Here is a 26,528-nt window from a genome sequence, read left to right as displayed (position 1 = left end):
GATTTGCCGAAGCGTCAGACGAAGGCAACAGAAAACTTGCCGAAGCGTCAGACGGAGGCAATAGAAGACTTGCCGATAAAGCAGGTTTTGGCCGGGATTGATGCCGCCCTGAGCGGCAGCGATAATGCGGCCTTGAGCGGCAGCGATAATGGGACATTGAGCGATAGCAGTAGTGAAGTATTGCGCCGCCGTGACAGCAGGATTCGGCGCCACGGTGACGGTAATGAGGCAAAGCCCGGCCCTGTTGCGCTGCCGCGGGCCGTATTAGTGGCACCGCCGGGTGCCGGCAAATCCAGTTTTGTGCCGCTGCATTTGCTACAGGCGCCCTGGGCGCAACAAGGGCGAATTATTCTGCTGGAGCCGCGCCGTCTGGCGACGCGCGCCCTTGCCCGCCGTATGGCGCAGCTTTTGGGCGAACAAGTGGGGCAGACAGTCGGCTATACTATGCGGCTGGAGAAAAATTATTCTGCTGCCACGCGCATTCTGGTAATGACTGAAGGCAGCTTTACCCGTCTTATACTGGATAATCCTGAATTGCCGGGTATTTGTGCCGTTTTGTTTGACGAATTTCATGAACGCAGCCTGGAGGCTGATTTTGGCCTGGCTCTGGCGCTTGATGTGGCGGATTCTCTCCGCCCGGATTTGCGGATTCTGGTGATGTCGGCAACATTGGACAGCGCATCTATAGCTGCTCTTTTGCTGCCGGGCGGCGGCGCAGCCCCTGTTATTGAGGCGCGCGGCCGCAATTTTCCGGTAGAGATTATATATCACCCGCGCGGGCAGGGCGCAAGAGGCGCAAATAGCCGGGCTGAACGGGTGGAAGAGGCTGTCGCCTGCGCCTGCTGCACCTGGCTTGCCGGCGCAGAGGGCAGTATTTTGGCCTTTTTGCCTGGCCAGGCGGAGATTAAACGCACACAGGCTTTGCTGGAAGATTGGCTTCCCGGCATACAGCCGGGCCGGCAGCGCGTGCCGGCAGAAGGGCCGGCGCACAGTGAGACTGCTGCCGGCGAGGCTGTTATTATTGCGCCGCTCTATGGCGGCCTGTCGGCAGAAGAGCAGGAAAGAGCCATCAAACCGGTTACCCGGCCGGCCGGCCGGCAAAAGCGCGGGCGCGCAACAGATTGGGGTGACAATATTGCGCCGGCGGCAATCATTGCGGCGGCGCCTGAGACAAGAATTACGCGTAAAATTGTGCTGGCCACTGCCATTGCCGAAAGCGCTCTGACGATTGAAGATGTGCGCATTGTGATTGACAGCGGCCTGGCGCGCCTGCCTGTCTTTGATCCCGTCAGCGGCATGACACGGTTGCAGACACAGCGCGTATCCCTTGCCTCAGCCGCTCAGCGCGCCGGCCGCGCCGGGCGGGTGCAGGCCGGCCTTGCTGTTCGGCTGTGGCATGAAGAGCAGAATAAGGCTTTGCCCGCCTTCACCCCGCCGGAAATTCTGGCGGCCGATTTGCGTAATCTGCTGCTGGATTGCGCCGATTTCGGCATAATAAATCTGCGGGATTTGCGCTTTGCTTCCCCGCCGCCTGCTGCCGCCTGCCGGCAGGCGCGGCAAAATCTGCAGGATTTGGGGGCGCTGGATAAAACCGGGCAGATAACCCCGCTGGGGCGCGCTTTGCGGCAGCTAAACCTGCCGGTCAATCATGCGCATATGCTGTTAAGCGCGGCTCAGCTCGGCCGCCGGCAGGCAGAGAGGGCCGCCGCGCTTGCCCTTGTGCTGACTGAGGCCGGTCTGGGCGGCGCCGGCAGTGATTTGGATAACAGGCTGGAAAATTTTGCCCGCGATAAGAGCGCCCGTGCAACCAAAGCGCGCAATCTGGCCAAAAATCTGGCTGAAAAAGCATGCCGGCTGGCGGCTTTATTGCCGCTGCCGCCTATGAGCGTAATAAAGCGCGGCGACAGCAAAAATCTTATGAGCGCGGGAGAGATTTTGGCCGCCACATGGTGGGAGAGAGTGGCGCGGCGGCAAAAAGATGAGAATCCGCGTAAAATCGGGGAAAGGCACAGGGCAAAACCGGCAGAGTATTTAATGGCAAACGGGCGCGGCGCTTTTATAGACGAAACCTCGCCTTTATTTGGCCAGCCATGGCTTGTTTGCCTTGAGCTTTCCGGCTCATTAGCCAAAGCGCGGATAAGAGCCGCGGCAGCAGTGTCGGAGCTTTGGCTGCGGCAGCATCTGGCGGATAAAATCAGCGATGAAACCTATACGGTTTTTGATGAAGAGAGCCGGGCTTTGCGCCGTTTCCGGCAGTGCAAATTAGGGGCAATAATGCTGGAATCAGTGCCTTTGCCGCCGCCGCAAGGCGCTTTGGCTGATGCCGGCTGGCTACAGGCGGTGCGGCAATTCGGCCTGGCGATTTTGCCTTGGGATAAAACCGCAGAAAATCTGCGCGCCCGGCTGGCTTTTTTGCACGGCCATTTTGGTGCGCCCTGGCCCGATGTCGGCGATCAAGCTTTATTGGGCAGGCTGGAAGATTGGCTGCTGCCGCATTTGCGCGGGCAGGCGCAGTTTGCCGCCGGTGACAGCTCTGTGTTGAGCCGGGCTTTATCCGGCCTGTTGACTTATGATTTGCGCAAACAGGCAGAAAAGCTGGCTCCGTCACATTTCACTGTGCCGACCGGCTCTAATATTGCGCTTTGCTATCGGCAAGGCGCTGCCGTGCTGTCTGTGCGGGTGCAGGAATTATTTGGCCTGCGGCAGCACCCGGCTGTGGCCGGCGGCAAAGTGCCCCTGACGCTGGAATTATTATCGCCGGCCGGGCGGGTTTTGCAAATTACTGCCGATATTGCCGGCTTCTGGGCCGGATCATGGCAAGATGTGGCGGCCAGCCAGCGCGGGCGTTATCCCAAACATTTCTGGCCGCAAAACCCGGAAACAGCCGCCCCCACCGGAAAAGCAAAAAGCAGCAAGCCGAAAAGCAGTTGAAATCAGGCAAAAACCTGCCGGCGGGCGGGCAAACGGCGACTGATGAAAATCTGTGAAAAAAGCCAGATTGCGGCTATTATTTTTTGTTTTTCTGTTTGATAACGGGGCAGATTGCGCGGCGGTTGAGGCCGCGCAGCGCGCTGGCGGGCAATAAAGCGGGCCTGATAAAGGCGGGAGAGGGAGCTGTGGTCAAGGATTGGGTAGAAGACGGCAAGCCGCATTTTTCCCGCCTTATGCGGCTGGAAACGCTTATCCATATTCGCTGGATTGCGGTTTTCTTCCAGACTGTCAGTATTTGCTTTGTTGCTTTTGGTTTGAGTTTTTCTCTGCCATTGCGCTTTTGTTTTGCTTTGGTGGCTTTATCGTCCGCTTTTAATCTATGCCTGCATTTTTATTATCCGCGGCATCACCGTGTCAGCCCTAATGGCGCCATGCTGATTTTTGCCGCCGATATTCTGCTGCTTTCCGGCCTGTTATATTTTACCGGCGGGCTGGAAAATCCGTTTGCGCTGCTGTTGATTGCCCCTGTCGGCATGGGCGCGACTTCGCTGTTTTTCCGCTCTGTGCTCCTGCTCAATATTCTGGCGATATTATGTGCCTGTATTCTGGCACTGTTTCATTACCCTTTGCCCTGGTATCCGCATGAGACTTTGAGCCTGCCGCCGCTGTTTATCGGCGGTTTGCTGACGGCGATTATCATTGCCCTTGTTTTTATTTCATTTGATTCTTACCGGCTGGCAGAGGAAGCGCGTCAGTTCAGCAATGCTTTGGGGGTCACCGAGCTGATTTTGCAAAAAGAGCGTTATATTTCTGCCATGGACGGTCTGGCGATAGCGGCAGTGCATGAGCTGGGCACGCCGCTGGCCACTATTCAACTGGTGGCGAGCGATTTTCGCCGGGAATTGGGCAAAAACGAGCGCTATGCCGAAGATGTCGGCCTGCTTTTGAGCCAGACTGAGCGCTGCCGCGATATTCTGGCCGGGCTGGGCACTATGGCCGGTGAAGATAGAAGCCGGGATAAAGTGCCGTTTACCCTGCTGCTGGAGGAAGTGGCGGCGCCGATGCGTAATTTCGGCATTGCCATAGAATTGCGCCAGGGGGCTTGCGAGGGAGCAGAGCCGCAAGTGCGGTGCAATCCGGCTATCACTTACGGCATGGGTAATCTGGTCGAAAATGCGGTAGATTTTGCCCGTTCCAGTGTTTTCCTGCGTTATGCCTGGGATAAAGAGGCGATTAGCCTGTCCATTATTGATGATGGTGAAGGTTTTTCACCCGATATAGTGGATAAAATCGGCGAGCCTTATATTTCCAACCGCAAAAAGGGCAAGAAAAAAGGCGAAATCGCCGGCGGCGGGCTGGGATTGGGGCTGTTTATTGCCAAAACCCTGCTGGAGCGTATGAATTTCAAGCTGATTTTCCGCAATTCTGCCGATTGTAATCTGGGAGCGGAGGTGCGCCTCGTCTGGCCGGCGCCGTTTGACGCAGAGCCGAAAAAATTTGTTTTTTAAACTGTCCGGCCCTTGCCCCTTGCCCGGCCGGCAGGAGGAAGCGGTTTTGCTCTATCAATGCCTATAGGGCAAAAATGGCGCAATGCGGAAAGCTGTGGGGGTCGGCAACAGTGCGAAGGCAGCCGGCCGGTTTGGAAGTGATATGTTACAGTCAGGGTATAAGGATTATAATAAATGACGGCAAAAACTTCTTCGTCTGATGCGGCGGCACCTGAATCCGAGGCGGTTGCGCCTAAAATGGTGGGTAAAGGCCTGTCGCTGCTTTTGGTTGACGATAATAAAATATTTTTAAACAGGCTGGCGCGCTCTTTCCGCCAGCAGGGTTTTACCGTGCTGACATGCGCAGCAGTGAAAGAGGCTATTGCTTTGCTGCAAACTGCTTCGCCGCATTATGCGGTGGTAGATTTAAAATTGCAGGACGGCAATGGTATGGAAATTATCAAGGAACTGCGCCTTGTCAGCCCGCAAACGCGCGCCCTTGTTTTAACCGGTTACGGCAATATTGCCTCGGCAGTCAATGCGGTGAAAATGGGAGTGGTGGATTATCTGGCCAAGCCGACTGATGTGGATTCTATCTATGCTGCCCTGACCAGCCAGCCCGGCGATAGGGAAGAACCGGCAATCAAGCCGATGTCGGTAGACAGGGTGAGGTGGGAACATATTCAGCGCGTTTATGAAATGTGCGGCCGCAATGTTTCAGAGACTGCCCGGCGGCTTGATATGCACCGCCGCACTTTGCAGCGTATTTTGGCCAAGCATGCCCCCAGATAGGCGGCAGCCGGCAGATTGGGGCGCCTGTGCGTGTTGTTTGCCGCCGGCTGCTTTGCCAAATGAGCAGATTTTGCCTGCCTGGCCACAGGATTTGAAAGGTTTGAGGCGGAAAGCGGGCTTTGTGCTCTTCCGCCTGCCGGCAGCCGGTTATTTGCGCCGCACGCCCGGGCGCGCGCTTGTCAGGGGCAATTTGCGTTCCTTGCTATCAGGCTGTCTGGCGAAAAAAAGCAAATTTGTTCAGCTTGCTGTAAGGGGCCGGTTTGCCGCCCGCCTTTTGTCCCGCCTGTCGGCAGAGCCGGGTTTTATGCCGGGTTTTGTGCTTGCGGGCCGGGTTTTGCTGTGCACGCCCGGCTGTCAATGTCTGGCGTGTCGGCCCTGTCTCCCCTGCCTGTATGCCTGATTGCCCAATGGCATACATAGGCATGGGGAAAGGCTCGCATGCTATGATTGCCTATGGCCGCTGCCCGGTTTGCTGCCGCCGCACGGCCGCCGCTAATGTCGTTATTCCACCTTTGCCGCCTGCACATGGCGCGTCAGGCGCGCCGGTGCCGGCGGTTCTTCATATTCCACCGGTGGAATGAGCATGCCTGGCGTTATTTGTCGCGTTTTTTCTGGAAAAATTCTTTTAACAAGGTTTCACTTTCCCGCTCTGTCAGGCCGGGGTAAAGCTCCGGCGCGTGAAAACAGGCCGGACTGCTGAAAAAACGCGGCCCATGCTCTACCGCGCCGCCCCTGGCATCGGCCGCGCCGTAATAAAGCCGGCGAATCCGGGCAAAGGAAATAGCAGCCGCGCACATTGTGCAAGGCTCCAGTGTTACATATAAATCGCAATTATCAAGCCTTTCGGCTCCCAACGCCGCGCAGGCCAGCCGCAAGACGCAGATTTCGGCATGGGCTGTCGGGTCAGGCGGATAAGTGCGCCCGCCGCGTGTTTGATTATGCGCTTTGGCAATAATCCGGTTTTCATGCACCAGCACCGCGCCCACCGGCACTTCGTCTGCTTGTGCCGCATAGCGCGCCTGGTTTAAAGCCTCACGCATGAAATCCGGTTTAGTTGTTTTTGCTGTTACAGGCTGTGCCATCTTATCCCGGTTAAAAATTATGCGGCTCGGCTGTTTTGCTGTTGGCAAGCCGGAAAGTTTTTTGCCTGATTTCGCCTTTTTTGTTATTTTATCGTTCCTTTTCACGCTGTCTTTTGCTAGGGCAGGAGAGGGAGAGCGGTTTATTGTGTCATTTTATCACCCGGCAGGCAAGTTTGCCGATATTCCCAGTGTAAGGCCGCGGCAAAATTTTTGTTAATACCGCAACAAATTGTTTAAAACGGATTATAAAATGGAAAAGAAATATGCGCCGCGGCCCACCGGGAAAAAATTTTCAGATAAAGCGGCGCTGCCAGCCAAAAACAGGCAGGAGGAAAAGGTGTTTCAGCCTCGCTATATTGATAATGAAGAAGAAAAAGGTGAGCGCATTGCCAAAAGGCTGGCACGGGTTGGCCTGGCCTCGCGCCGTGAGGCGGAAATGATGATTGCTGCCGGGCGCGTGGCGGTGAATGGCCGGGTTCTGGCCAGCCCGGCGGTTAATATAAAGCGCGGCGATAATATTACGGTGGACGGTCAGGCGCTGCCGGTGAAGGAAAGAACGCGGCTTTGGCTTTATCATAAGCCGGCGGGGCTTATCACCACCAGTCGTGACCCGGCCGGGCGGGCAACAGTTTTTGACAGATTGCCGGCGGCTTTGCCGCGCGTGCTGGCTGTCGGCCGGCTGGATATTAACACGGAAGGGCTGCTTTTGCTGACCAATGATGGCGGGCTGGCGCGTGTGTTGGAGCTGCCCTCTACCGGCTGGGTGCGCCGTTATCGCGTGCGGGTGCATGGCAAAACCAGCCGGCAGCAGCTTGACCGGCTGAAAGACGGCATTGTGGTGGACGGTATATTTTATGGCGCGGCAGAAGCCGTGCTGGAGCGTGAACAAGGCAGTAATAGCTGGCTTTCCATTGCCGTGAAAGAAGGCAAAAATCATGAAATTAAAAATATTCTCGGTGCTTTGGGGCTGACAGTCGCCAGGCTTATTCGCATTTCTTTCGGCCCGTTTCAACTGGCGGATCTGGAACCGGGAATGGTGCTTGAGGTGCGCGGCCGTATTTTGCGCGACCAGCTAGGGGCAAAACTGGTGCAGGAAGCAAATCTGGATTTTTCTGCCCCGGTTGCTGCTGTTTTTCCCAATGGGCCGGTGGCGGCGCGCTCTGACCGCAGCCTGCCTGAGACTGCGCCCGATTTTGCCGATAAAGCCGGCCGGCGCGGGGATAAAGCTTATCCCCGCAAGGCGGGAGGCCTTGCGGATAAGGATATGCACAATAAAACCGGGCGCAGATATAAAGAGAGAGATGAGGAAGGCTGGGTTTCTTCCGGCAGCAGGCGGTTTGCAACAGCAGCCGGGCCGCGGGAGAAGCTGCAAGAGCGGCCGAGCCGCAAGGCCAATATCTGGCATGGCCCCGGCTCACGCGCGCGAGCTGCCGCACCTGTTGAGGCAGCAGAAAGTGAGAGGCGCCCGCGGCGGGGCGATTGGCACCGGAAAGCCGCATATTCTGCCGCGGATCGTGTTGCCGGCGGGCTTTCCACCGGCCGGGCAGACAGGCAAAATAATGAATGGGGGGAAGACAGGCAGCATTTTGACCGGCGGCGGAACAGGCCGGGCCAGGTTAAAACCGGGGCAGGGGAATATGGTGAAAAAGCTTTTGGTAAAAAACGCGCTTTTGCTGGCGGCAAGCCGTTTGGTGACAAAAAAATCGGGGCAAGGCCTTTTGGCAATAAGACAAAATACTTGCCGGAAGACACAGGAAATGTAGAGAGCAAAGAGCGTAGCTTTTCTGGCGGCAGCGCTTCTCTTGCCGGAACAGATAAAACCGGCCGGCCGTTCAGACGCGGCAGCAGCAGCGAAGGTAAATCTGGCGCTAAAGCCTGGCCCCGCAAGGCAGGGGGGCTTGCGGATAAGGCTATGCGCGGGGATAAACCATCGGGCAGAGGCAGCCACTCGTTAAAAAGGGGGCGCCATGCGGATAATCGGCGGTAATTTGCGCGGCCGGGCGTTAATGGCGCCGCAATCGGCGGCTATTCGCCCTACTCAGGATAGAATTCGCGAAAATATTTTCAATATTTTGCAGGCGCGGTTTAACGGTAATTTTGCCGGCAAGCGGGTGCTGGATTTATTTGCCGGCACCGGGGCTTATGGATTGGAAGCCCTGTCACGCGGGGCATCTGCTGCCGTTTTTGTCGAAGAAGCGGTGGAAGCGCGCGGTATTTTGCGGCATAATATAGAAAATCTTGGCCTTGGCGGTGTGGCGCGCATTTTGCGCCGCAATGCCTGCGATCTTGGCCCGGCCGGCACTATGCTGCCTTTTCATCTTGTTTTTGCCGATCCGCCTTATGGGCAGGAATTGGGGGAAAAAGCTTTTATCTCTGCTTATAATGGCGGCTGGCTCCATAATAATGCCATACTTGTTCTGGAAGAAAGTAAACGAGCGCGGTTTGACCTGCCTGCCTGTTTTATTCAGGAAGATGAGCGTGGTTACGGCGCTGCGCATGTGTGTTTTTATGCCCTGTCGCCGCAAGTGCGGCGGGCGGTGTGAGCTGTTTGTCACCTATGCAGCGAGGTGTAATTTTTCGTGTTGAGCCGTTTTAAAGCTGAAATTTTGTTTGCCCTGTTTCTATTAAGGAGACTGGTCGTTTTGGCCGCCTTTGCCGGTGGCGGGGCGCAGGCTTTTGCCGCAACTCAGCCTGTGGCCGATGGGGTGGCGGTAACGGCACAGGCCGGCACAGAGCAGCAGGCCGGGCAAAGCGAGGAAGCAGCCGGGCAGGTGCTGCCGGCTATTGCGCAAAGCGGCAATGTCTACAGCTTTACCCTCGCTAATGGTTTGCAAGTGGTTGTGCTGCCCAATCACCGCGCGCCGGTTGTCACCAATATGATATGGTATCGCGCCGGCTCTGCCGATGAGCCGCGCGGGCACACAGGCATTGCCCATTTTCTGGAGCATTTAATGTTTAAGGGGACCAGGGCCTATCCCGCGGGAGAATTCTCTACCCTTGTGGCGCGTCTTGGCGGTGAACAAAACGCCTTTACCTCTTATGATTATACTGCCTATTATGAAATTATTGCGCCGCAATATTTAAAAAACATGATGATACGAGAGGCGGATCGCATGGAAAATCTGATTTTGACTGATGAGGTTATCGGCCCGGAGCGGCAGGTAATTATTGAAGAGCGCCGTATGCGCACGGATAATGACCCTGCCGCAATGCTGGCAGAAGAGGCGCGCGCCACGCTGTTCCTCAACAGCCCTTATCATAATCCTGTAATTGGCTGGAAACAGGAAATGGAGCAGTTGAATCGTGATGATGCCCTGGCTTTTTACGGCAAATATTATACGCCGAATAATGCAGTGGCCATTATTGCCGGCGATGTTGACCCGGCTGGTGTACGCGCTTTGGCGATGGAAACTTATGGCAAGGTGAAACAACGCGCCGTTATGCCTGAGCGCCGGCGGCCGCAAGAGCCGGTGAGCCGCACCCGGCGTGAGGTTGCCATGCGGGACGGGCGCGTGGCTGAGCCGAGTTTCCAGATTTATCGCCTGGTGCCGTCTTATAATAATGCCAAAAATAAGGGAGAAGCAGAGGCGCTGGATTTATTGGGAGAAATTTTGGGCGGCGGCAGTCAAAGCCGGCTTTATAAAAATCTGGTGGTAAAGACGGGCATTGCTGCTTCTGTCGGTTCGGCCTATGACGGCACTGCCATTGATGACGGGGTGTTTTATCTCTATGGCCTGCCGCGCGGCGGCGCCGCATTGGCCGATTTGCAGGCGGCGGTAGAGGCTGAGATTGCGGCTATTATAAAAAACGGCGTCTCAATGCAGGAGCTGGAAGCCGCGCGCAAGCGCTATATGAAGGATTTTGTCTTTTCTCAGGATAGTCCTTCCGGTTTGGCGCAACTTTATGGCGCTGCTTTGACAACAGGCATGCGTGTTGCCGATGTTAATAATTGGCCGGAAAGGCTGAAATCTGTCAAACCGGCAGATATAAAGGCGGTCGCCGCGCGCTATCTGGCGCCGGGAACAGGGGTGGTTTCCCGTCTTTTGCCGCTGCATGATGCGGAAAAGGCAGATAACAGGCGACAGAAAAAAGCGCCCGGCGGCAAAGGCACCTCTCCGGCGCAATAAAGATGAATTTTGTTGCCGCGCCCGCATGAGAAGCGTGTCTGCGCCCGGGCCGGGGAAGAGGGCAAAAGCGGCGAAGTCTGAAAGCAGGCCGCGGCGGCGCGTGAGCCGCAGTGCGACAGGAAAGAGCGAGAATTGAGGATTAGCCATATGAACAGGATTAGATTACGGGCTTCGGCTTTGCTGCTGTTTGTCTGGCTTTTGCCTTTTGGCAGCCCTGCCCGGGCTGTTGAAATTCAGGATATTATGTCGCCCAAAGGGGTTCATGCCTGGTTTGTAGAAGATAAAACCGTGCCTGTTCTGGCTATCCGCTTTGCCTTTAAGGGCGGCGCGGTGCAAGACCCGGCCGATAAAGCCGGTCTCATCAATCTGATGAGCGGCCTGTTGGACGAAGGGGCGGGGACTCTGGAATCGCAGGCCTGGCAGGAAAAGCTGGACAGTTTGGGCGCGGATTTAAGTTTTGCTGCCGGCGAGGATAATATAAGCGGCGCCATGAAAGTGCTGGCAGAAAATGCCGATAAAGCAGCGGCGATGCTGGCTCTGGCGCTGCAAAAGCCGCGTTTTGACCAGGAGCCGCTCAACCGTGTGCGCGATCAGATTATTGTCGGCATTAAAGCGGCAGAGCGCGACCCAATGACAATCGCGCAGAAAAAATTTGCCGTCGAGCTTTATGGCCGTCACCCCTATGCCCGGCCAATAGAGGGCACGCCGGAAAGTTTAAAGACTATTGGCCGGGCGGATTTGCAGGCCGCGCATAGCCGTTTATTTGCCCGTGATAATGTGAAAATAGGTATTGTCGGTGCTATAACAAAAGAACAGGCGGCGGCGCTTATCGGTAAAATTTTTGATGCCTTGCCGGCAAAAGCGGAGCTGCGGCCCGTGCCGCCGGTGCGGCCGCATTTGGGCGGGTTGACAACGGTTCATTACACTATGCCGCAAACGGCAATAAATCTGGTTTATCCCGGTGTGGCGCGCAAGGATAAAGACTATTATGCCGCTTATTTGCTCAATTATGTTTTGGGCGGCTCCGGCCTGACCTCTCGCCTGTTTACTGAGGTGCGGGAAAAGCGCGGTTTGGCTTATAGTGTGCGTTCCAGCCTGGTGAATCGCGATTATTCCGACAGTCTGGTTATTTCTACCGGCACGCGCGCGCCCAGCGCCCGGCAATCGCTGGAGACTATCCGCACAGAGGTGAAGAAAATAGCTGAAAACGGTATAAATGAGCCGGAATTGCAGCAGGCTAAAAGCTATGTCATCGGCGCTTATGCCGTGCAGAATATGGGTTCTTCCGGCGCGATTGCCGCTACATTAGTGGGGTTGCAGGAATGGGATTTGCCGATAGATTATATTCAGAAGCGCGAGGCGGAAATTAACGCTGTCAGTCTTGACGAGGTTAATGCTGTTGCCAAAAAGCTTTTCACCGTTGAGCCGGCAATTTTAATGGTCGGGCCGATAAAAGATTAAGCAGCCTTTGCCCGGCCGCCTGCCGGCGGTCATTCTGCGGGATAAAATGGGGATTGTCATTTATGCGGGAAGCAGCAGCAAATATGGCAGATATGCAACGGGATTTGCCCAATTTGACCGACAGGGCGGCCGCACTGCTTGTTGCTGCCAAAAAGGCCGGTGCCGATGCGGGCGATGCGGCAATTTCGCGCTCACGCGCTTATAGTATTGATGTGCGCATGGGGAAAACAGAGCAGACAGAATCTGCTGAAACTGATAATTTTTCTTTGCGCGTTTTTGTCGGCAAGCGCGTAGCCGCTATATCGGCTGATTTGTCGGCCCGGCCTGATGAATTGGCTGAGCGTGCCGTAGCTCAGGCCCGGGTTTCACCCGAAAGCCCGTTTGAAGGAGAGGTAGAGGCGCCGCTTTTGGCCAAAACCCGGCGTGAGCTGGATTTGCTGGACGCTTTTACCCCTGATATGGTTCGGTTGAGTGATGACGCCGCGGCGCTGGAAGCGGCAGCCCTGGCGGTTAAAGGGGTTACCAATTCCGGCGGCGCCTCCGCCTGGTATGGTGCCGGCGGTCTGGTGCTGGTGACGAGCCAGGGCTTTAGCGGCTCTTATCTGGCTTCGCATTTTGGCCGTTCTGTTTCAGTCGTGGCCGGTGCCGGGGCAAAGCTTGAGCGTGATTATGCTTATAGTTCTGCCCGGCATTATGCCGATATGGCAGAAATTGCCGCGCTTGGTGACCAGGCAGGCCGGCAGGCAGTTGCCAGGCTGGGGGCCAGACCGGCGCCGACCGGGCAGGTTGATGTGGTGTTTGCGCCGCGCGTGGCGCGCTCACTGGCCGGGCATTTGAGCGCTATGGTGAATGGGGCCGCCATTGCCCGCAAGACAGGTTTGCTGCGCAATTTTATGGGCAAGCGGCTTATGCGTAAAGGCCAGGCGGTTTCTGATAATCCGCTGCGGCCGCGCGGCCCGGCCTCAAGACCGTTTGACGGCGAAGGAGTGGAGCCGGTGCCGCTGGCTTTGGTGGAAGACGGTATTTTGCAGGATTGGCTGTTGTCCTCCTCTGCGGCAAAGGAATTGGGGCTGGAGACAAATGGCCGGGGGGTGCGTTCCGGCAATGCTATTGTGCCGGGGGCCACTAATTTTGCTATTGAAGCGGGCGAAACAAAGCCGGAAGATTTAATCGGCAGCTTGAAAACCGGCTTTTATGTAACCGAATTGATCGGCCGTGGGGTAGATTTGGTAACCGGGCAATATAGCCGCGGCGCCGCCGGCTTCTGGATTGAAAACGGCGTGCCTGTTTATCCTGTCAGCGAGGTGAGTCTGGGTTCAGATCTGCTGCATATGTTTGCGCATATGACTGCGGCTGATGATTTGGACAGGCATTATGCTGTTACGGCGCCGACCTTGTTGGTGGAAGGCATGATGCTGGCGGGGGCATAGCCTGGCTCTGAAAACCGTCAGGGTTTTTGGATAGAATATGCGCAGGGGTAAAGCCTGGCTCCGCAGGGCGGGAGGCATTGCAGATAAGAACAGGCGGAGAATAACGCTCTGTTCCCGGAAATTGTCAGGTTTTTTTGGACAGGAATATGCGCAGGAAAACAGCCTGGCGGCGGCCAATAAAGCAGGCAGGGCAAAACAGGTTTTAACCGGCGCTTCCGGCAAATTTGGGGGTATTTATAATAATCAGGTCAAAAGGATAAACAGGCTGGGGCCAGGGGCCGGCGCGGCAGTCAGGCAGGCCAAAGGGCTGATACGATATACGATATAGGCACAGTCTGTCACGGTGATTATATACAAAATCAGGTTATTCGAATGGGAGTTACGGGTAATGCAGCTTCATGAGTTTGATACTGTTCTCAATATATTGGGCGAGACACAAGCGGCTTACGCCGTGCTGAATCAGGCTGATACCAACCCCACTTTTCTTTTTTCTTTGGAAAAGGGAACTCTGATTTGTCGCGAAGCAGGTTATAAGATAAAACTTCCTTTAAAGGAAGAATCGGCTGCTGAATATATTGATAAATTTACTTTTTCCAAAGAAGAATGGAGTGTGTTTCTGGCAAAAACCCCTATTATTGATCAGGCTGGGGAAGATGAGAATTTTTATTATGGCTATCAGAGGGGAGATTTGATTTTTCGTATCCAAAAGACGGATTCATCACTTATCTGAAGAGAATGAAGAAATAGTATTTTAGGGGAATATAAGGCGAAATGCGGTGATTTTACAAAAGCAGAATAATGAAAATAAAGTGCCTCATACCGCTGATTTGGAGTTAATCAGCCGCCTGGCGCGTCAGGCGGGGGAGATAGGCCTGCGCTTTTTTGGCCGTAATCCGAAAACATGGACAAAAGCGGGCGATTCTCCCGTAAGCGAGGCGGATCTTGCTATTGATGCCTTTTTAAAGGAAAAATTGCTGGCTGCCCGCCCTGATTATGGCTGGATTTCGGAAGAAACGGCCGATGAGCGCCCGGCCGCAGAATATAAACGCTATTTTATTGTTGACCCGATCGATGGCACACGCGGTTTTATCAATCATAATCCGCAATGGTGCGTTTCTATCGCTGTGGCTGAAGCCGGCCGCCCGCTTGCCGGGGCGCTTTATTGCCCCGCTTTGGGTGAGCATTATACTGCCGCCGCCGGCGGCACAGCCCGGCTTAACGGGGCAGTAATAGAGCCGGCGCCGGCAGCGGCAGGCGAGACAATGGCTGAAGCTGCGACAATGCCGGCCTTGCGCGCGACCTCAGCGCCGATTGTCTGCCGCAAGGTGGATTGGCAGAAATTGCCGCTCTCTTTCACGCAAGGAGCAGAGCGCGCCGCGCCTATACCTTCATTGGCTTATCGCCTGGCTTTATTGGCGCGCGGGCGGCTCTCGGCCGTATTTGTGCGCCCCGGCTGCCATGATTGGGATATTGCCGCCAGTGATGTTATTTTGCAAAATTGCGGCGGGGCGCTGGTTGACCTTGCCGGCCGGCCTGTCCGCTATTGTGAACAATCTTTCAGACACGGCTTTTTATTAGGCGCAAAACAGGCTAAGCTGAAAGAATTGCTGGATATTGTTTCCGGCCTGGATTTAGGCTAAGACGCGTAATTCATTAAATTATGACCAATGCAGGAGTTTTGCCTTAATGTCTGAAGTAATACAAGGCGCAGAAAGCCTTTATCTCGTTATTGGCGGAGAATTGCAGGATTTTACCGGGCAGAAATTTGCCAATGCTGAAAAAATGGAATTTGTCGGTATTTTTGCCGATTATGAAAAGGCAAAAAAAGCGTGGAGGAGCCGCGCTTTGGAAACAGTGGATAATGCCTTGCAGCGTTATTGCATAATCGGCCTTAACTCCGCTTTGGAGCGGGCGCAAAAATTCTGATTATAAAGCCGCTTTTATGAAACAGCTTTGGCAAAAACTGCGACAGCCGCTAAAAGACTCTTCCATAGTCAAATGGGTGCTGGTTTCGCTTTTAAGCGCCTATTTGCGTTTTGTCTATTGGACAAATCCGCTCATAAAAGGCTCTGCCGATCCGCGCCGTGCGCATAAGCGCTATAATCCTTTTATCATTACCTTTTGGCATGGGCAGCATATAATGGGGCCGTTTTTGCGGCCAAAGGGGGAAAAAATTATTGCCATGTTTTCGCGCTCGGCCGATGCTGAGCTGAATGCGCTGGTAGGGGAGCGGCTGGGGCTGGAGACAGTGCGCGGCTCAGGCGGGCGCAAACGCAAGCGCAGCCGCGATAAAGGCGGCGCGCGCGCACTGTTAACACTGAGCAAAGCGCTGAAAAACGGCGAGACAACGGCGATGATTGCCGATATTGCCCATAAAAAGGCGCGGGAAGCCGGCCGCGGCATTATTCTGCTGGCCAAGCTTTCCGGCCGGCCGGTTGTGCCTTATATTTATGCCTTTTCGCGTGAAAAAATATTGGAAAAAAGCTGGGATAAAACGGCCATACCTTTGCCTTTCGGCCGATCGGTTTTTTTAATGGGAGAGGCCTTTTTTGTCTCACCCGAGGCTGATGAGGCGGAACTTGAGCAAAAGCGCATGGAACTGACGCATATTATGAACCGGCTGACTGATGAAGCCCATGCCCGGCTTCAAGGCAGGTGAGGCTTTTGCCGGGCTGGCTGTGCCGCTTATTGCAGGCGCACCATTATGGGGGAGGGCTGTTGTTCCTGGCTTGCGACCTCAAAGCCACGGTAAAAATGAAAGGCGGCATTGCCGCCAGGCTAGAGAGATTTTGATGAAAAAAATCAGGGCGCGTTTGCTGTTTTCTGCCTATAGCGGGCTTGGCAGTTGTTTGCGCCTGTTTGTCCCGCCTTATCTTTCATGGCGGGCAGCCAGGGGCAAGGAAGAGCTGCGCCGCTATGGCGAAAGGCTGGGGCATGCCTCGGCCAGGCGGCCGGAAGGAGCGCTGATCTGGCTGCATGCTGCCAGTGTGGGTGAGACAATGGCGCTGATCCCGCTATGTGAGCGCATTTTGGCGGCTAATATCAATATTGTGCTGACAACCGGCACGGTTACCTCGGCCCGGCTGGTGCGGGAGCGCTTTGGCGGAAGGCTGGCGCATCAATATGTGCCGCTGGATATTGGCATTGCCGTTCGCCGTTTTCTCAATTATTGGAAGCCGGATCTGGCGCTGGTCTGTGAATCGGAAATCTGGCCAATGCGGATAATTGAGCTGGCGCGCCGCCGCATTCCGCAAATTTTGCTCAATGCGCGTTTGTCTGATCGCTCTTTTCAGGCCTGGAGGAGGCGCAAATTTTTTGCGCGGGAGATTTTTTCCTGCTTTACGGAAGTTATTTGCCAGACAGATGAAGATGCCAGGCGCTATAAAATGCTGGGAGCGCCGCGGGTTGCCGTTGCCGGCAATTTGAAGGCCGATATTGTGCTGCCTGCCAAAAATGAAGAGCTGGAGCATTACCGCCGGGCTATTGGCGCGCGGCCGCGCTGGGCGGCGGTTTCCACCCATGAGGGAGAAGAATTGATGGCGGCGCGCGTGCACCGTATTTTGCGCAAGCGTTATCCCGATTTATTGACCATTATTGTGCCGCGCCACCCGGAGCGTATCACCGCCATAATCGACAGGCTGCGCAGCAAAAATTATCATTTTGTCCGCAAAAGTCTGGGCGAGGTGCCAGGCCCGCAGACAGATATATTGCTGGGCGATACAATCGGCGATATGGGGCTTTATTTACGGCTGACGGAAATTGCTTTTGTCGGCAAATCGCTGGCGGGGGAGGGCGGCCATAATCCGCTGGAGCCGGCGCTGGCCGGCGCCGCCATTTTGACCGGGCCGAATATTGATAATTTCCGCGAGACTTATCAGGAATTTATGAAAAATGATGCGGCGCGCTTTGTTGATGATTCCACTATGCTGGCAGGCTGTGTGCATCATTTGCTTGAGCACCCTGAAATGCGCAAAAAAATGATTGCCTCCGGCCGCAAGACAGCACAAAGTCTGAGCGGGGCCTTGCGGCAGACTTTTACAATTTTGAAACCGTTTTTGCAGCCTTTGACTTTGGCGGCGCAATTAAACAGGGCAAATGACCGCCATGGCTAATGAAACGCCGCTTTTCTGGTGGAAAAAACGCGGTTTGACCAGCCTGTTATTATCGCCGGCGGCCAGAATTTACGGGCATTTTGCTGCCCGGATAATGGAGCGCGCCCGCCCGCCGCAAATTGAAGCGCCGGTTTTATGTATCGGCAATTTTACCTTGGGCGGCGCCGGCAAAACACCGCTGGCCGCGGCTTTTGCCAAAGCGGCCGGAAAGCGCGGCTTAAAGCCGGGCATTGTGTCACGCGGTTATGGCGGTGCTGTGTCTTTGCAACGAGATCGCGTTTACCGGGTTGACCCGGCGCGCGACCGCGCGCGCGATGTGGGGGACGAACCGCTTTTGCTGGCGGAATATGCGCCGGTAGCGGTTGCTGTCAACCGCCTGAAAGCGGCAGAGCAGCTATTGCGGGAAGGGGTGAATTTTATTATTATGGACGATGGCTTTCAAAGCCGCCGCCTGTATTCGGATTATGCTCTTATGGCTGTGGATAGCGCCCGCGGCCTCGGCAATGGCAAAATTTTCCCTGCCGGGCCGCTGCGCGCGCCTTTGCCGGTGCAGCTCGCTTATAGTGATATGATTGTGCTGCTGGGCAATCACGCCGATAATGATGCGGCCGGGCAGGCCGTGCTGCGGCTGGCGGCAAAGGCCGGCAAGCCGGTTTGCCGGGCGATTTTGCGCTTGCGAATCAGCCGCCCTTATGAGGGCACAGGATCTGCCGCCGCCCTGCCCGCCCTGCCGGCAGAAAACGCTGCCCTGCATGAGCAAAACCAGACCGCCGGCTTTAAAGCTGCCGCGCCTGATAAGCAGCCTGTTGCCAACCCGGTTATGCCGATAACCAGCCTGCGCGCAATTTATGGCCGGCGCTTTTTGGCTTTTGCCGGTATTGGCAATCCGCAAAAGTTTTTTGCCGGCCTGGAAGCTGCCGGCGGCCTTATTGCGCAGAAACGCAGCTTTGCCGATCATCATTTTTTCAGCCTTTATGATATAGACGATATTGTGCAAAGCGCCCGCGCCTATGGGCTGATTATGGCAACGACAGCCAAAGATTATATGCGTTTGAAAACGGACGGGCTGGATAAAAAACTGGGGCCTTTGCTGGTGCTGGATATTTATCCGGAATTTTTGCCGGAAGATTTTTGTAATCATATTCTGAATTTATGCGTAACGCATTATAAAGACAGACGTTTTTTCTGAAAGCCGGCTGTGAGGCTATGAGCGGAATGAGGGGCAGCGCACTTTATTTCCGCCTGTGGGAAACAGGCGCTGCCGGCGTCAATATAATGAATCGATAGAGGATAATTTGCAGAATAAAGGGGAATCGTATAAGGTAGCGGCGCTATTTTAATATGTTTCTCGAATTTACAAAATCTGCATAAGGGAGCTGGTCTGGAATATGACAGAAAATACGGTCAATGATCAAACTTTGCATGTGCGCGATATACCCGTAGTTGAAGGCCGGCAGTTACGCACAGTTATTACCGCGGCTTGCCTTGGCAATGCGGTTGAGTGGTATGATTTCAGTGTTTACGGTTTTCTTGCCATTACTATTGGCAAGGTGTTTTTTACCGCGGCGCCGGCTTCTATTCAGACAATCCTTGCTCTTGTCACCTTTTCCATTCCGTTTCTGGTGCGGCCGCTGGGAGCGGCTATTTTCGGTTTTCTGGGCGATAAATATGGCCGCAAGCATGTTTTATCCTGCACGATTATCCTTATTTCCCTTTCTACTTTTGCTATTGGTTTTATTCCCGGTTATGCCGCTATTGGCGTGGCCGCGCCGGTTTTGATTTTGCTGGCCAAAATCGTGCAAGGGCTTTCTGTCGGCGGCGAATATGCCGGTGCCATGACTTTTGTGGCTGAATATTCGCCGGATAGAAGGCGCGGCTTTTTGGCCAGTTGGCTGGATTTCGGCTCTGTTGCCGGTTTTCTCTTCGGCATTCTGGTGGTGTTTATTGTCACCCATCTCGTTGGCGGGCAGGACGTAATGGAACAATGGGGTTGGCGCATTCCGTTTTTGCTGTCGCTGCCTTTGGGGCTTGTCGGCCTTTATTTGCGCCGTCAGGTTGATGAAAGCCCGGCTTTCCAGCGTGAGGGTGAAAAGCGCGAAGGCGATACAGGCAGCGCTTTGAGCATTATCCGCGCCAATAGCAAAAATATTATTTTATGCTGCTGCATGGTGATTATGACCAATGTTGCTTATTATATGCTGCTGGTCTATATGCCTACTTATTTTTCCGAAGTATTGAATTATCCGCGCGAAAAGGCCGAGCTTATTGCTATTTGCATTATGATCGGCATGCTGATTATCCAGCCGTTTTTCGGCTATTTGAGCGATAAAATCGGCCGTAAGCCGTTTATTATTGTCGGCTCATTGGGCTATCTTTTCCTCAGTCTGCCGGCTTTTCATCTCATGCGGCATGAAGATACGGCGCATATTTATGCCGGGCTGGCCATTCTTGCCGTTTTGCTGTGTTGTTTCAACAGCACGCAGGCCTCAATTTTGCCGGCTTTATTCCCCACCAAAGTGCGGTTGCGCACTTTGGGTATCAGCTTTAATATTTCGGTCTTTATTGCCGGTATCACGCCGCCTTTGGCTGCTTATCTGGTGGGCAGCAGCGATGCGGCAGCGCAAGGCACAGGCCATTTCTGGCCTTATGCCCCCGCTTATTATTTAATGCTGGTGGCGTTGATGGGGGTCATTGCCGGCTGTGTGGTGCGGGAAACGGCGCGCCGCCCGTTAAAAGGTGCTTTGCCGGTTGCCTCTTCCAGGCAGGAAGCACGGGAAGTATTCAAGGAACATCTGGATCATATTGAAGAGCGGGTCTCTAATATTGAAGAGCAAATTTCTGAGCTGGAAGAAAAACGGCAGGGTTTGATTGATAAACACCCCAATCTGTCTTAAGCGCTGCAAAATAAAGACAGGCAAAAGGGCATTCCCGCCGGGAATGCCCTTTTATTACCAGAGAGAAAAACAGCTCACCGGGTGAGGCTATAGCTCTTATCCAGCAAATGAATTATGTCTTTATCGGCTACTGATCCGTCCAGCACCAGGCTCAGCCAATGTTCCTTATTCATATGATAGGCTGGTAAAACGCCTTTTGTGCCGGCCAGCAGCATTTTCAGGCCGGCATCAACTTTCAGATTAAGAATATCAATTTTTCCTTCCCCCTTTAAGCCGGCTTTATGGCGAGGAATATTCATAAGGACGGCATACCATTTACCGTTGGCTCTATGCCTGAGCACCAGCCAATCAGGATAACGCTGCGGCCATGGCTGCTCCGGCCGGGTTTGATATTTGTCTTTGGCATAAGCGCAAATATCAGCGCGTATCAGCATTGTCTCCCTCCGGTTTCTTTTGCTTTTGGCGCATTTCCCGTCTGCCGCTTGCGTTTGTTCCTTGCCGGCGCCGGCAAATAAAGCGGTGCTCAAGAGCGGAATATTGTCACCGCCAAGCGCGAAATATCGGTGATTTACTCATTTGCCTGATTTTTTGTTCTTTTAACCGGGCGGCCGTTTAAGGCGCGCACTTAAAGCCTTATAATGGCAGGCTGCCGGTTTCATCGCAAGGATAATGCAGGCAGCCCCGCTTGTTAGCGCCTGCCGGCGGCCTGAGTGCAGGCTAAACAGCCTTTCCGGGCGGCTCTCTTCAAGCCGGCGGTCTTTTTACCGGTTTTCCCGGCCGGCGTTTCGCGGCGGGTTTTTTGCCGCTCCGGCTTTGGCTGCCGGGCTTACCCTCACTGAAAAAGCGGATATAGCGCGCAATTTCTTTTTTCTCCCCCACGGCTTTTTGTAAATTGTCAGAAAGCTTGACCGCCGGGCGGCCATTAGCCTCTGTCACCTTGCACACCAGCGAAATCGCCTCCAGCCCGCGGGTTACGGTTTTATCCTGTGTTTCGGGCGAGCAGCCGCCAAAATCATTGGTCAGATTAGTGCCCCAGCCAAAACTCATGCGCACGCGGCCGTGAAAATGGCGATAAGTTTTTTCAATAGTCTCAACATCTAGCGCGTCAGAAAAAACCAGCAATTTTTTGCGCGGATCGCGCCCCTTTTGCTGCCACCAGGCGATAATCTGCTCTCCCCCTGCTATTGGAGGGGCGCTGTCGGGGCGGAAGCCGGTCCAATCTGCCACCCAATCCGGCGCATGGCGCAAAAAAGCCTCAGTGCCAAAGGCGTCCGGCAGAGCTATCAGCAAATTATCGCCATAATAGCGGCTCCAATCCTGCATGATTTTATAAGGCGCTTCTGCCAGCTCAGCCTCTGTCTCGGCCAAAGCGGCAATCACCATCGGCAATTCATGCGCATTGGTTCCCAGCGCCTCAAGGTCACTTTCCATAGCCATGAGCACATTGCTGGTGCCGGAAAAAGCGAAGCCGATACCTTCCTTTAGCGCTTCCACACACCAGCGCTGCCATAAAAACGAATGCCGGCGGCGCGTGCCGAAATCGCAAATGCGAATATCCGGCAGCCGGCGCAGCCTTTCCACTTTATCCCACATTTTGGCTTTGGCGCGGGCATAAAGCACATCAAGGGCAAAACGCCCCATAGGCTGCATGGCCCGGCGAGCGCGCAATTCGTTAATAATAGCGAGAGCCGGTATCTCCCACATAGTGGTATGTGTCCACGGGCCGTAAAAACGCAGCTCATATTGGCCGGCCGCTTTGGTCAGCTCATATTCCGGCAGTTGGAAATCTTCCAGCCAGCGCAAAAATTCAGAAGAAAAAATATGCCGCCGGCCGTAAAATGTATTGCCGGCCAGCCAGATCATTTCTTTTTTGCTAAAGCGCAGGCTGCGGGCATAATCGAGCTGGGCGCGCAGCTCTGCTTCATCAATTTCCCGCGCCAGCGCCACGGTTTTGGTGCGGTTAATGAGCGAAAAGGTGACCTGAGTGTCGCGATACAGGCCCCAAATCATTTGCAGCATTAAAAATTTATAAAAATCCGTATCCAGCAGCGAGCGAATAATCGGGTCAAGCTTCCAGCGATTATTATAAACACGCTCGGCAATATTAACGCGCGACATAGAGGAAGAACCGGACATCAGCCTCTCATTTCTGGCAAACAGCGCCGAATCTAGCAGAAACAAACAGGGACGTAAACTGTTTTCCGCACCCTCCGCCATGCTCTCTGGTGCCAGTTTTATAATCCTGGCCGGTCAGCCGGGCAGAAAGCCGCTACAGATCCGATCGTTTTTGCTGCAAAATAATATTACTCAATAAAATCTATAAAAATATGTAATATTTTAGAATATTGACAATGATATTATAATAATGATTTAAGTAATAATCTTAATTATTGAAATTATTTATATTTTTTGCTAATCAAAACAGGAAATAAGCTCTCTTTAAACAGCTATCTGAGGCAATATTGGAGATATATAGTGCCTGTTTATAAAATTTTTATTGTTGCGATAAGTTTGATAGTGTCTCTGGGGGTAAATGCCCGGGCTGACCGGGCAAGCCCGCCGGGGCAGCGCTGCACGGTGGAAACCACTAATCTTGTCTCTGTTACTATCGGCAATATCAATAAAGCGCCGACAATCACCAACACGCTCAGCTTTTCCTGTTCGCTCAGCCGGGCGATCCCTGCCGACAGGCATATGGCCTATTGCTGGCATATTCATGATTCCAGCGCCGGCACGAAGCCTTTTACCTATCGTTATGCCACTTTGGGCAGCGGCCGCAATCAAAGCAGAATCGGCTTTAATATTTACTCCAACGGCACACGGGTGGGCGATAGACGGAACGAGTATAATATTATCGGTTACCCGACCAAGGTCAATGATACGCTTTACCGGGTAGATGACCCGATAACCGTGCGTTTTGAGGGCAATGAAGGTGTCTCAAACCTGCCCTCGGGGAAATATATCTATAACAACCCGCAAACGCATGTTACCATGTATATGCTCCAGCCCGGCGATGCGCTTGATTATCGTAATGCCTGCGGCGTCACTAATGGCGATGTTACCGGCACAGGTAATGCAAAAGGCAATACGGTTGTTGACATAAATATACGCACTTATTGTGATATTCGTGTCGGCTCGGATATGGTCTTCCCCCGCCAGTTTTCCTTAAAAAACCCGGTTGCGGCACAGGCGCAGGTGGTGGTAAATTGCAGCGCCGGCACGGATTATAATGTAACTCTTGATAACGGCCAGAATTATAGCGATAATATGCGCCATATGAAACTTCAGGGGGGAGACGATATGATAGCCTATAGCCTGACGCCGGAACAATGGGTTGATACAGGCAGCAGTTTTGATCAGGCTTTTTCCATTTATGGGGAGGTGCCGGCGCAAGCAACCCCGCCTGTCGGCGCTTATCGCGATGCAGTGGTCGTGACCGTTGATATTATTAAATAAAACCATGCCTTGCGCCTGGCTTTCAGGCGCGTCTCAAGAAGAGGGGGGGGCATAATGGAGCATATAAGGGCGTTGCAAAAGCCTTTTGAGCGCCGGCGCTGCTTGTGACAGTTTGCGCCGCTTAGGCCTCTCCAGCCATAATCGACAGCAAAGGCCGCCTTTGCCTGCGCCGGCTTATGCTCGGCAATTCCTCTCAGCCTGTCAATATTATAATTCTGTTTTGTTAAAAACCGGCCTGCCTCGCTCACTCTGCTGCTGTCTGCCCCGCAACAGCCCGGCGATCCGCTATATATCAGAGCCGCATTGACAGGCGCCGCGCCGGCGCGCCTGTGGCAGGCAAAAATAAAATCACCGGAAAAGACGCAAGATTTTTTAGTTTTTTTAATGAAATTTCTTTTGAAAGCCTATTGACAAAAAGAGCTGAATCCAAATAAGTGTGGGAAAGTCGGTCGTAATTTTTCCGGGATATTTCTTCCTCTGATTGAGGGGGGGTGCCTTTTTCGCGGTGAGGTATGGTTCGGGGCGTATCGGGGTGGCGTATAGTGTGTATTTATAGAGTTTTTATTGCCGCAATGGCTTTCCTACCGGCTCTGGCGGGGGAGAGCTGGGCAAAAAAGGGGAGTCCGGCAGGGATAAAATGCGCGGTGGAAACCACTACTCTTGTCTCGGTTACTATCGGCAATATCAATAAAGCGCCGACAATGACGAACACATTAAGTTTCTCCTGTTCGATCAGGAATGCGATTGCAGCCAATCAACAAATGGTTTATTGCTGGCATATTCATGATTCAAGCAGCGGAAATACGCCATTTACTTACCGCTATGCAACTCTGGGCACTGGCCGTAATCAAAGCAAAATCGGCTTTAATATTTACTCTAACGGAACGCGCGTGGGCGATAGAAAGAACGCTTATAATATTACTGGTTACTCAACTAAGGTGAACGATCTGCTTTACCGGGTAGATGATCCAATGACAGTGCGTTTTGAAGGTAATGAAGGTGTTTCTCTGCCGGAGGGGAAATATATCTATAACAATCCCAGGACTCATGTTGTTATGCACACGATTGAGCCGGGAGATGCGCTGGATTATCCTAATGCCTGCGGTGCCAAGGAGGATAATGGCGGCGGTGACATTGTTGATCGGGGTCAAATAATGGGTAATACTATTGTCGATATTAATGTCCGCACTTATTGCGATGTCAAAGTCGGCTCAGACATGGTCTTTCCTCGTCAATTTGACTTAAAAAATCCGGTCAATACCCAGGCACAGGTGGTGGTGAATTGCAGCGCCGGCACCGATTATCAGGTGACCCTTGATAATGGCCAGAATTATAGCGACAATATGCGCCATATGAAGCGCAGCGGCGGCGAAGAGCTGGTAAGCTATAATGTAACGCCGGAAAGCTGGAGCGATTTAGGCACCAGTTTTGACCAGCCTTTTACCGTGGCGGGGGAAGTGCCGGCGCAAGCAACCCCGCCTATCGGTACCTATCGTGATACTGTGGTGGTAACAGTTAATATTATACAGTGAAGCTGCACCGGCGCTGCGGTTGATGGTTTGCGGTTTTGGCTGTCTGAGGGTGCAGCCGAGCCTGTTCCGCTGCTGCGGGGTGGCGGCAGCGGCTTGTGATGTGCTGCTTGGCCGTGCGATGAGGCGCAGCCTGTTTTGTTGCTGCTTTCAGGGTGGCGGCGGTTGATGGTTTGCGGTTTTGGCTGCCTGAGGGTGCAACCGATCTTGTTCCGCTGCCGCGGGGTGGCGGCAGCGGTTCTTAGACCTGGGGAGCGCGTGGAGCAGGAGGAATAATTATGACACAACAAGATAATATACAAGCCGGGCAGGGCAGCCTGCCTCAGGCGGCTGAGCCTGTGGCTTTTGCTACCGGCTCTTCCGGCGCTCAGCCGGTGGCGGGGATAGCAGCGGCCGGCAGCGCCGCAGAGGGCGATATTGTTGCCGCACTGAACATTATCGCCGATAAACTGGATAAAATTGCCGCTCGGCCTTGCTGCTGTTGCGGCGGGCAGGGCAAAGGGCAAGGCACTATCGCTTATGTTCAATGTGCCGGCCGCGATAGAGCGACTGGCAGTGCCCGGCTGGCTTCTTATCATGCGCCGCTTACCTCACAGGCTGAGGCGGATACTATCAACACGCTTATTTATTTGGGTGAAACGGAGTCTGGCAGTGATGCCTCTCTTGGTGACAGCTTCACCCTGGACGGCTTTACTATGCCGGGAACCTTTCCTGTCGATATAGGAACATTGGACAGTTTCCCTCTAACCTTGATCCGCAGTAAAGACGGCACAGGCTGGCTTTCTCTCACTTCCCCGGCCTATGCGGATAATGGGCCGGCAGATGTAGACCCAACCAAATTGAACGATTACGGTGCTAATGCCAGCGGATTTTGTTTCCCCAATTATCATGGCAAAGTTTTTGGCACAGCGATTATTGACCCTTATGGTAAGGAGTGGACAAAGGAACGAAGGGGTGATGCGGCGCGCTTCTCTTTGAAAGGAAGTCCATTTTATCAGTCTTTCCCGATTACTGATGATGAAGCTTTTTTTGAGTTTGATGCCGTGTTGAAAACACCGGACGGCAGTTACACCGCAGCTTTGACATGGGGAGAAGTAATTGATGTTGTTGGTGACAAATTCTTTTACGTGACCATAGTTAATTATGATCATATTCCTTTCGGCATTATCTCGGCCATTCAACCGGCGGTAGAAGAATAAGCTATAATATTCCCGGCGGCTTTGGCCG

Annotated in this window: 23 protein-coding genes; 20 read left to right on the top strand and 3 right to left on the bottom strand. The window is 53.8% G+C overall.

Annotated elements, in window-relative coordinates:
* The first annotated feature begins 201 nt into the window (after positions 1-201).
* The 4 genes from DPQ22_RS05220 to DPQ22_RS08895 all read left to right on the top strand — a co-directional run bounded on the left by DPQ22_RS05220 (position 202) and on the right by DPQ22_RS08895 (position 5,791).
* Positions 202-2,931, top strand: coding sequence for an ATP-dependent RNA helicase (locus DPQ22_RS05220; RefSeq protein WP_425305153.1), 2,730 nt, complete (start codon positions 202-204; stop codon positions 2,929-2,931).
* Positions 2,932-3,164: 233 nt separating this feature from the next.
* Positions 3,165-4,439 carry an ActS/PrrB/RegB family redox-sensitive histidine kinase gene (locus DPQ22_RS05215; RefSeq protein ID WP_150214095.1) on the top strand — a complete coding sequence of 425 codons (1,275 nt, stop codon included), beginning with the start codon at positions 3,165-3,167 and terminating at the stop codon, positions 4,437-4,439.
* A gap of 237 nt (positions 4,440-4,676) precedes the next feature.
* A complete protein-coding gene (locus DPQ22_RS05210) occupies positions 4,677-5,210 on the top strand; it encodes an ActR/PrrA/RegA family redox response regulator transcription factor (RefSeq protein ID WP_246681510.1) in 534 nt (177 codons plus the stop codon).
* Positions 5,211-5,632: 422 nt separating this feature from the next.
* Positions 5,633-5,791, top strand: a complete 159-nt coding sequence (locus DPQ22_RS08895) for a hypothetical protein (RefSeq protein WP_190323161.1) — start codon at positions 5,633-5,635, stop codon at positions 5,789-5,791.
* A gap of 12 nt (positions 5,792-5,803) precedes the next feature.
* Here the strand turns inward: DPQ22_RS08895 and DPQ22_RS05205 are convergent, their stop codons facing one another.
* Entirely contained in the window at positions 5,804-6,292 is a 489-nt protein-coding gene (locus DPQ22_RS05205; protein WP_246681500.1) for a nucleoside deaminase, read from the bottom strand.
* A gap of 250 nt (positions 6,293-6,542) precedes the next feature.
* On the opposite strand from DPQ22_RS05205, the gene DPQ22_RS05200 reads away from it, so the two are divergent.
* The 13 genes from DPQ22_RS05200 to proP all read left to right on the top strand — a co-directional run bounded on the left by DPQ22_RS05200 (position 6,543) and on the right by proP (position 20,316).
* Positions 6,543-8,279 carry a pseudouridine synthase gene (locus DPQ22_RS05200; protein ID WP_150213836.1) on the top strand — a complete coding sequence of 579 codons (1,737 nt, stop codon included), beginning with the start codon at positions 6,543-6,545 and terminating at the stop codon, positions 8,277-8,279.
* Complete coding sequence (gene rsmD, locus DPQ22_RS05195; RefSeq protein ID WP_150213834.1) at positions 8,260-8,835, top strand: 16S rRNA (guanine(966)-N(2))-methyltransferase RsmD; 576 nt, start codon at positions 8,260-8,262, stop codon at positions 8,833-8,835. Before DPQ22_RS05200 ends, rsmD begins: the two co-directional genes overlap by 20 nt.
* Positions 8,836-8,874: 39 nt before the next feature.
* A complete protein-coding gene (locus DPQ22_RS05190) occupies positions 8,875-10,419 on the top strand; it encodes a M16 family metallopeptidase (RefSeq protein WP_246681499.1) in 1,545 nt (514 codons plus the stop codon).
* Positions 10,420-10,566: 147 nt separating this feature from the next.
* Positions 10,567-11,880 (top strand): M16 family metallopeptidase, encoded by a 1,314-nt coding sequence (locus tag DPQ22_RS05185; RefSeq protein ID WP_150213832.1) that lies wholly within the window; start codon positions 10,567-10,569, stop codon positions 11,878-11,880.
* Between the two features lie 92 nt (positions 11,881-11,972).
* Positions 11,973-13,310, top strand: coding sequence for a TldD/PmbA family protein (locus DPQ22_RS05180; RefSeq protein WP_190323167.1), 1,338 nt, complete (start codon positions 11,973-11,975; stop codon positions 13,308-13,310).
* 121 nt (positions 13,311-13,431) lie between these two features.
* Positions 13,432-13,638 carry a hypothetical protein gene (locus tag DPQ22_RS05175; RefSeq protein ID WP_150213828.1) on the top strand — a complete coding sequence of 69 codons (207 nt, stop codon included), beginning with the start codon at positions 13,432-13,434 and terminating at the stop codon, positions 13,636-13,638.
* A gap of 60 nt (positions 13,639-13,698) precedes the next feature.
* Positions 13,699-14,040 (top strand): hypothetical protein, encoded by a 342-nt coding sequence (locus tag DPQ22_RS05170; RefSeq protein WP_150213826.1) that lies wholly within the window; start codon positions 13,699-13,701, stop codon positions 14,038-14,040.
* A 46-nt stretch (positions 14,041-14,086) separates the two neighbouring features.
* A complete protein-coding gene (locus DPQ22_RS05165) occupies positions 14,087-14,950 on the top strand; it encodes a 3'(2'),5'-bisphosphate nucleotidase CysQ (RefSeq protein ID WP_190323160.1) in 864 nt (287 codons plus the stop codon).
* Between the two features lie 46 nt (positions 14,951-14,996).
* Positions 14,997-15,236, top strand: a complete 240-nt coding sequence (locus DPQ22_RS05160; protein WP_150213822.1) for a DUF4170 domain-containing protein — start codon at positions 14,997-14,999, stop codon at positions 15,234-15,236.
* Positions 15,237-15,252: 16 nt separating this feature from the next.
* A complete protein-coding gene (locus DPQ22_RS05155; RefSeq protein ID WP_150213820.1) occupies positions 15,253-15,969 on the top strand; it encodes a lysophospholipid acyltransferase family protein in 717 nt (238 codons plus the stop codon).
* A gap of 133 nt (positions 15,970-16,102) precedes the next feature.
* Entirely contained in the window at positions 16,103-17,422 is a 1,320-nt protein-coding gene (waaA, locus tag DPQ22_RS05150) for a lipid IV(A) 3-deoxy-D-manno-octulosonic acid transferase (protein ID WP_150214089.1), read from the top strand.
* Positions 17,415-18,611: a tetraacyldisaccharide 4'-kinase gene (gene lpxK, locus DPQ22_RS05145; protein WP_190323159.1), complete on the top strand. Its 1,197-nt coding sequence runs from the start codon at positions 17,415-17,417 to the stop codon at positions 18,609-18,611. Before waaA ends, lpxK begins: the two co-directional genes overlap by 8 nt.
* A gap of 199 nt (positions 18,612-18,810) precedes the next feature.
* Positions 18,811-20,316: a glycine betaine/L-proline transporter ProP gene (gene proP, locus DPQ22_RS05140; RefSeq protein WP_150213816.1), complete on the top strand. Its 1,506-nt coding sequence runs from the start codon at positions 18,811-18,813 to the stop codon at positions 20,314-20,316.
* Positions 20,317-20,390: 74 nt separating this feature from the next.
* On the opposite strand, the gene DPQ22_RS05135 is transcribed toward proP, so the two are convergent.
* Positions 20,391-20,750 (bottom strand): MmcQ/YjbR family DNA-binding protein, encoded by a 360-nt coding sequence (locus DPQ22_RS05135; protein WP_150213814.1) that lies wholly within the window; start codon positions 20,748-20,750, stop codon positions 20,391-20,393.
* Between the two features lie 310 nt (positions 20,751-21,060).
* On the bottom strand, positions 21,061-22,434 hold the full coding sequence (pncB, locus tag DPQ22_RS05130) for a nicotinate phosphoribosyltransferase (RefSeq protein ID WP_150214087.1): 1,374 nt from the start codon (positions 22,432-22,434) through the stop codon (positions 21,061-21,063).
* Positions 22,435-22,791: 357 nt separating this feature from the next.
* On the opposite strand from pncB, the gene DPQ22_RS05125 reads away from it, so the two are divergent.
* The 3 genes from DPQ22_RS05125 (at position 22,792) to DPQ22_RS05115 (ending at position 26,500) form a co-directional block, all read left to right on the top strand.
* A complete protein-coding gene (locus DPQ22_RS05125; RefSeq protein WP_150213812.1) occupies positions 22,792-23,772 on the top strand; it encodes a Csu type fimbrial protein in 981 nt (326 codons plus the stop codon).
* A gap of 542 nt (positions 23,773-24,314) precedes the next feature.
* On the top strand, positions 24,315-25,304 hold the full coding sequence (locus tag DPQ22_RS05120; RefSeq protein ID WP_190323158.1) for a Csu type fimbrial protein: 990 nt from the start codon (positions 24,315-24,317) through the stop codon (positions 25,302-25,304).
* Between the two features lie 275 nt (positions 25,305-25,579).
* Positions 25,580-26,500 carry a hypothetical protein gene (locus DPQ22_RS05115; protein WP_150213807.1) on the top strand — a complete coding sequence of 307 codons (921 nt, stop codon included), beginning with the start codon at positions 25,580-25,582 and terminating at the stop codon, positions 26,498-26,500.
* Positions 26,501-26,528: the final 28 nt, after the last annotated feature.

It is taken from the genome of Candidatus Tokpelaia sp., assembly GCF_008636115.1.
Classification (GTDB): Bacteria; Pseudomonadota; Alphaproteobacteria; order Rhizobiales; family Rhizobiaceae; genus QLZD01.
The sequence above is the reverse complement of the archived record's forward strand: the minus strand, read 5'-3'. Positions and strand labels throughout refer to the sequence as shown.

Coding starts and splice junctions, on each gene's coding strand:
- DPQ22_RS05115 (WP_150213807.1), top strand. CDS start 25,580: ATGACACAACAAGATAATATACAAGCCGGGCAGGGCAGCCTGCCTCAG.
- rsmD (WP_150213834.1), top strand. CDS start 8,260: ATGCGGATAATCGGCGGTAATTTGCGCGGCCGGGCGTTAATGGCGCCG.
- DPQ22_RS05205 (WP_246681500.1), bottom strand. CDS start 6,292: ATGGCACAGCCTGTAACAGCAAAAACAACTAAACCGGATTTCATGCGT.
- DPQ22_RS05180 (WP_190323167.1), top strand. CDS start 11,973: ATGCAACGGGATTTGCCCAATTTGACCGACAGGGCGGCCGCACTGCTT.
- DPQ22_RS05210 (WP_246681510.1), top strand. CDS start 4,677: ATGGTGGGTAAAGGCCTGTCGCTGCTTTTGGTTGACGATAATAAAATA.
- DPQ22_RS05135 (WP_150213814.1), bottom strand. CDS start 20,750: ATGCTGATACGCGCTGATATTTGCGCTTATGCCAAAGACAAATATCAA.
- DPQ22_RS05170 (WP_150213826.1), top strand. CDS start 13,699: ATGCAGCTTCATGAGTTTGATACTGTTCTCAATATATTGGGCGAGACA.
- lpxK (WP_190323159.1), top strand. CDS start 17,415: ATGGCTAATGAAACGCCGCTTTTCTGGTGGAAAAAACGCGGTTTGACC.
- DPQ22_RS05155 (WP_150213820.1), top strand. CDS start 15,253: ATGAAACAGCTTTGGCAAAAACTGCGACAGCCGCTAAAAGACTCTTCC.
- proP (WP_150213816.1), top strand. CDS start 18,811: ATGACAGAAAATACGGTCAATGATCAAACTTTGCATGTGCGCGATATA.
- DPQ22_RS05215 (WP_150214095.1), top strand. CDS start 3,165: ATGCGGCTGGAAACGCTTATCCATATTCGCTGGATTGCGGTTTTCTTC.
- DPQ22_RS08895 (WP_190323161.1), top strand. CDS start 5,633: ATGGGGAAAGGCTCGCATGCTATGATTGCCTATGGCCGCTGCCCGGTT.
- DPQ22_RS05200 (WP_150213836.1), top strand. CDS start 6,543: ATGGAAAAGAAATATGCGCCGCGGCCCACCGGGAAAAAATTTTCAGAT.
- pncB (WP_150214087.1), bottom strand. CDS start 22,434: ATGTCGCGCGTTAATATTGCCGAGCGTGTTTATAATAATCGCTGGAAG.
- DPQ22_RS05160 (WP_150213822.1), top strand. CDS start 14,997: ATGTCTGAAGTAATACAAGGCGCAGAAAGCCTTTATCTCGTTATTGGC.
- waaA (WP_150214089.1), top strand. CDS start 16,103: ATGAAAAAAATCAGGGCGCGTTTGCTGTTTTCTGCCTATAGCGGGCTT.
- DPQ22_RS05185 (WP_150213832.1), top strand. CDS start 10,567: ATGAACAGGATTAGATTACGGGCTTCGGCTTTGCTGCTGTTTGTCTGG.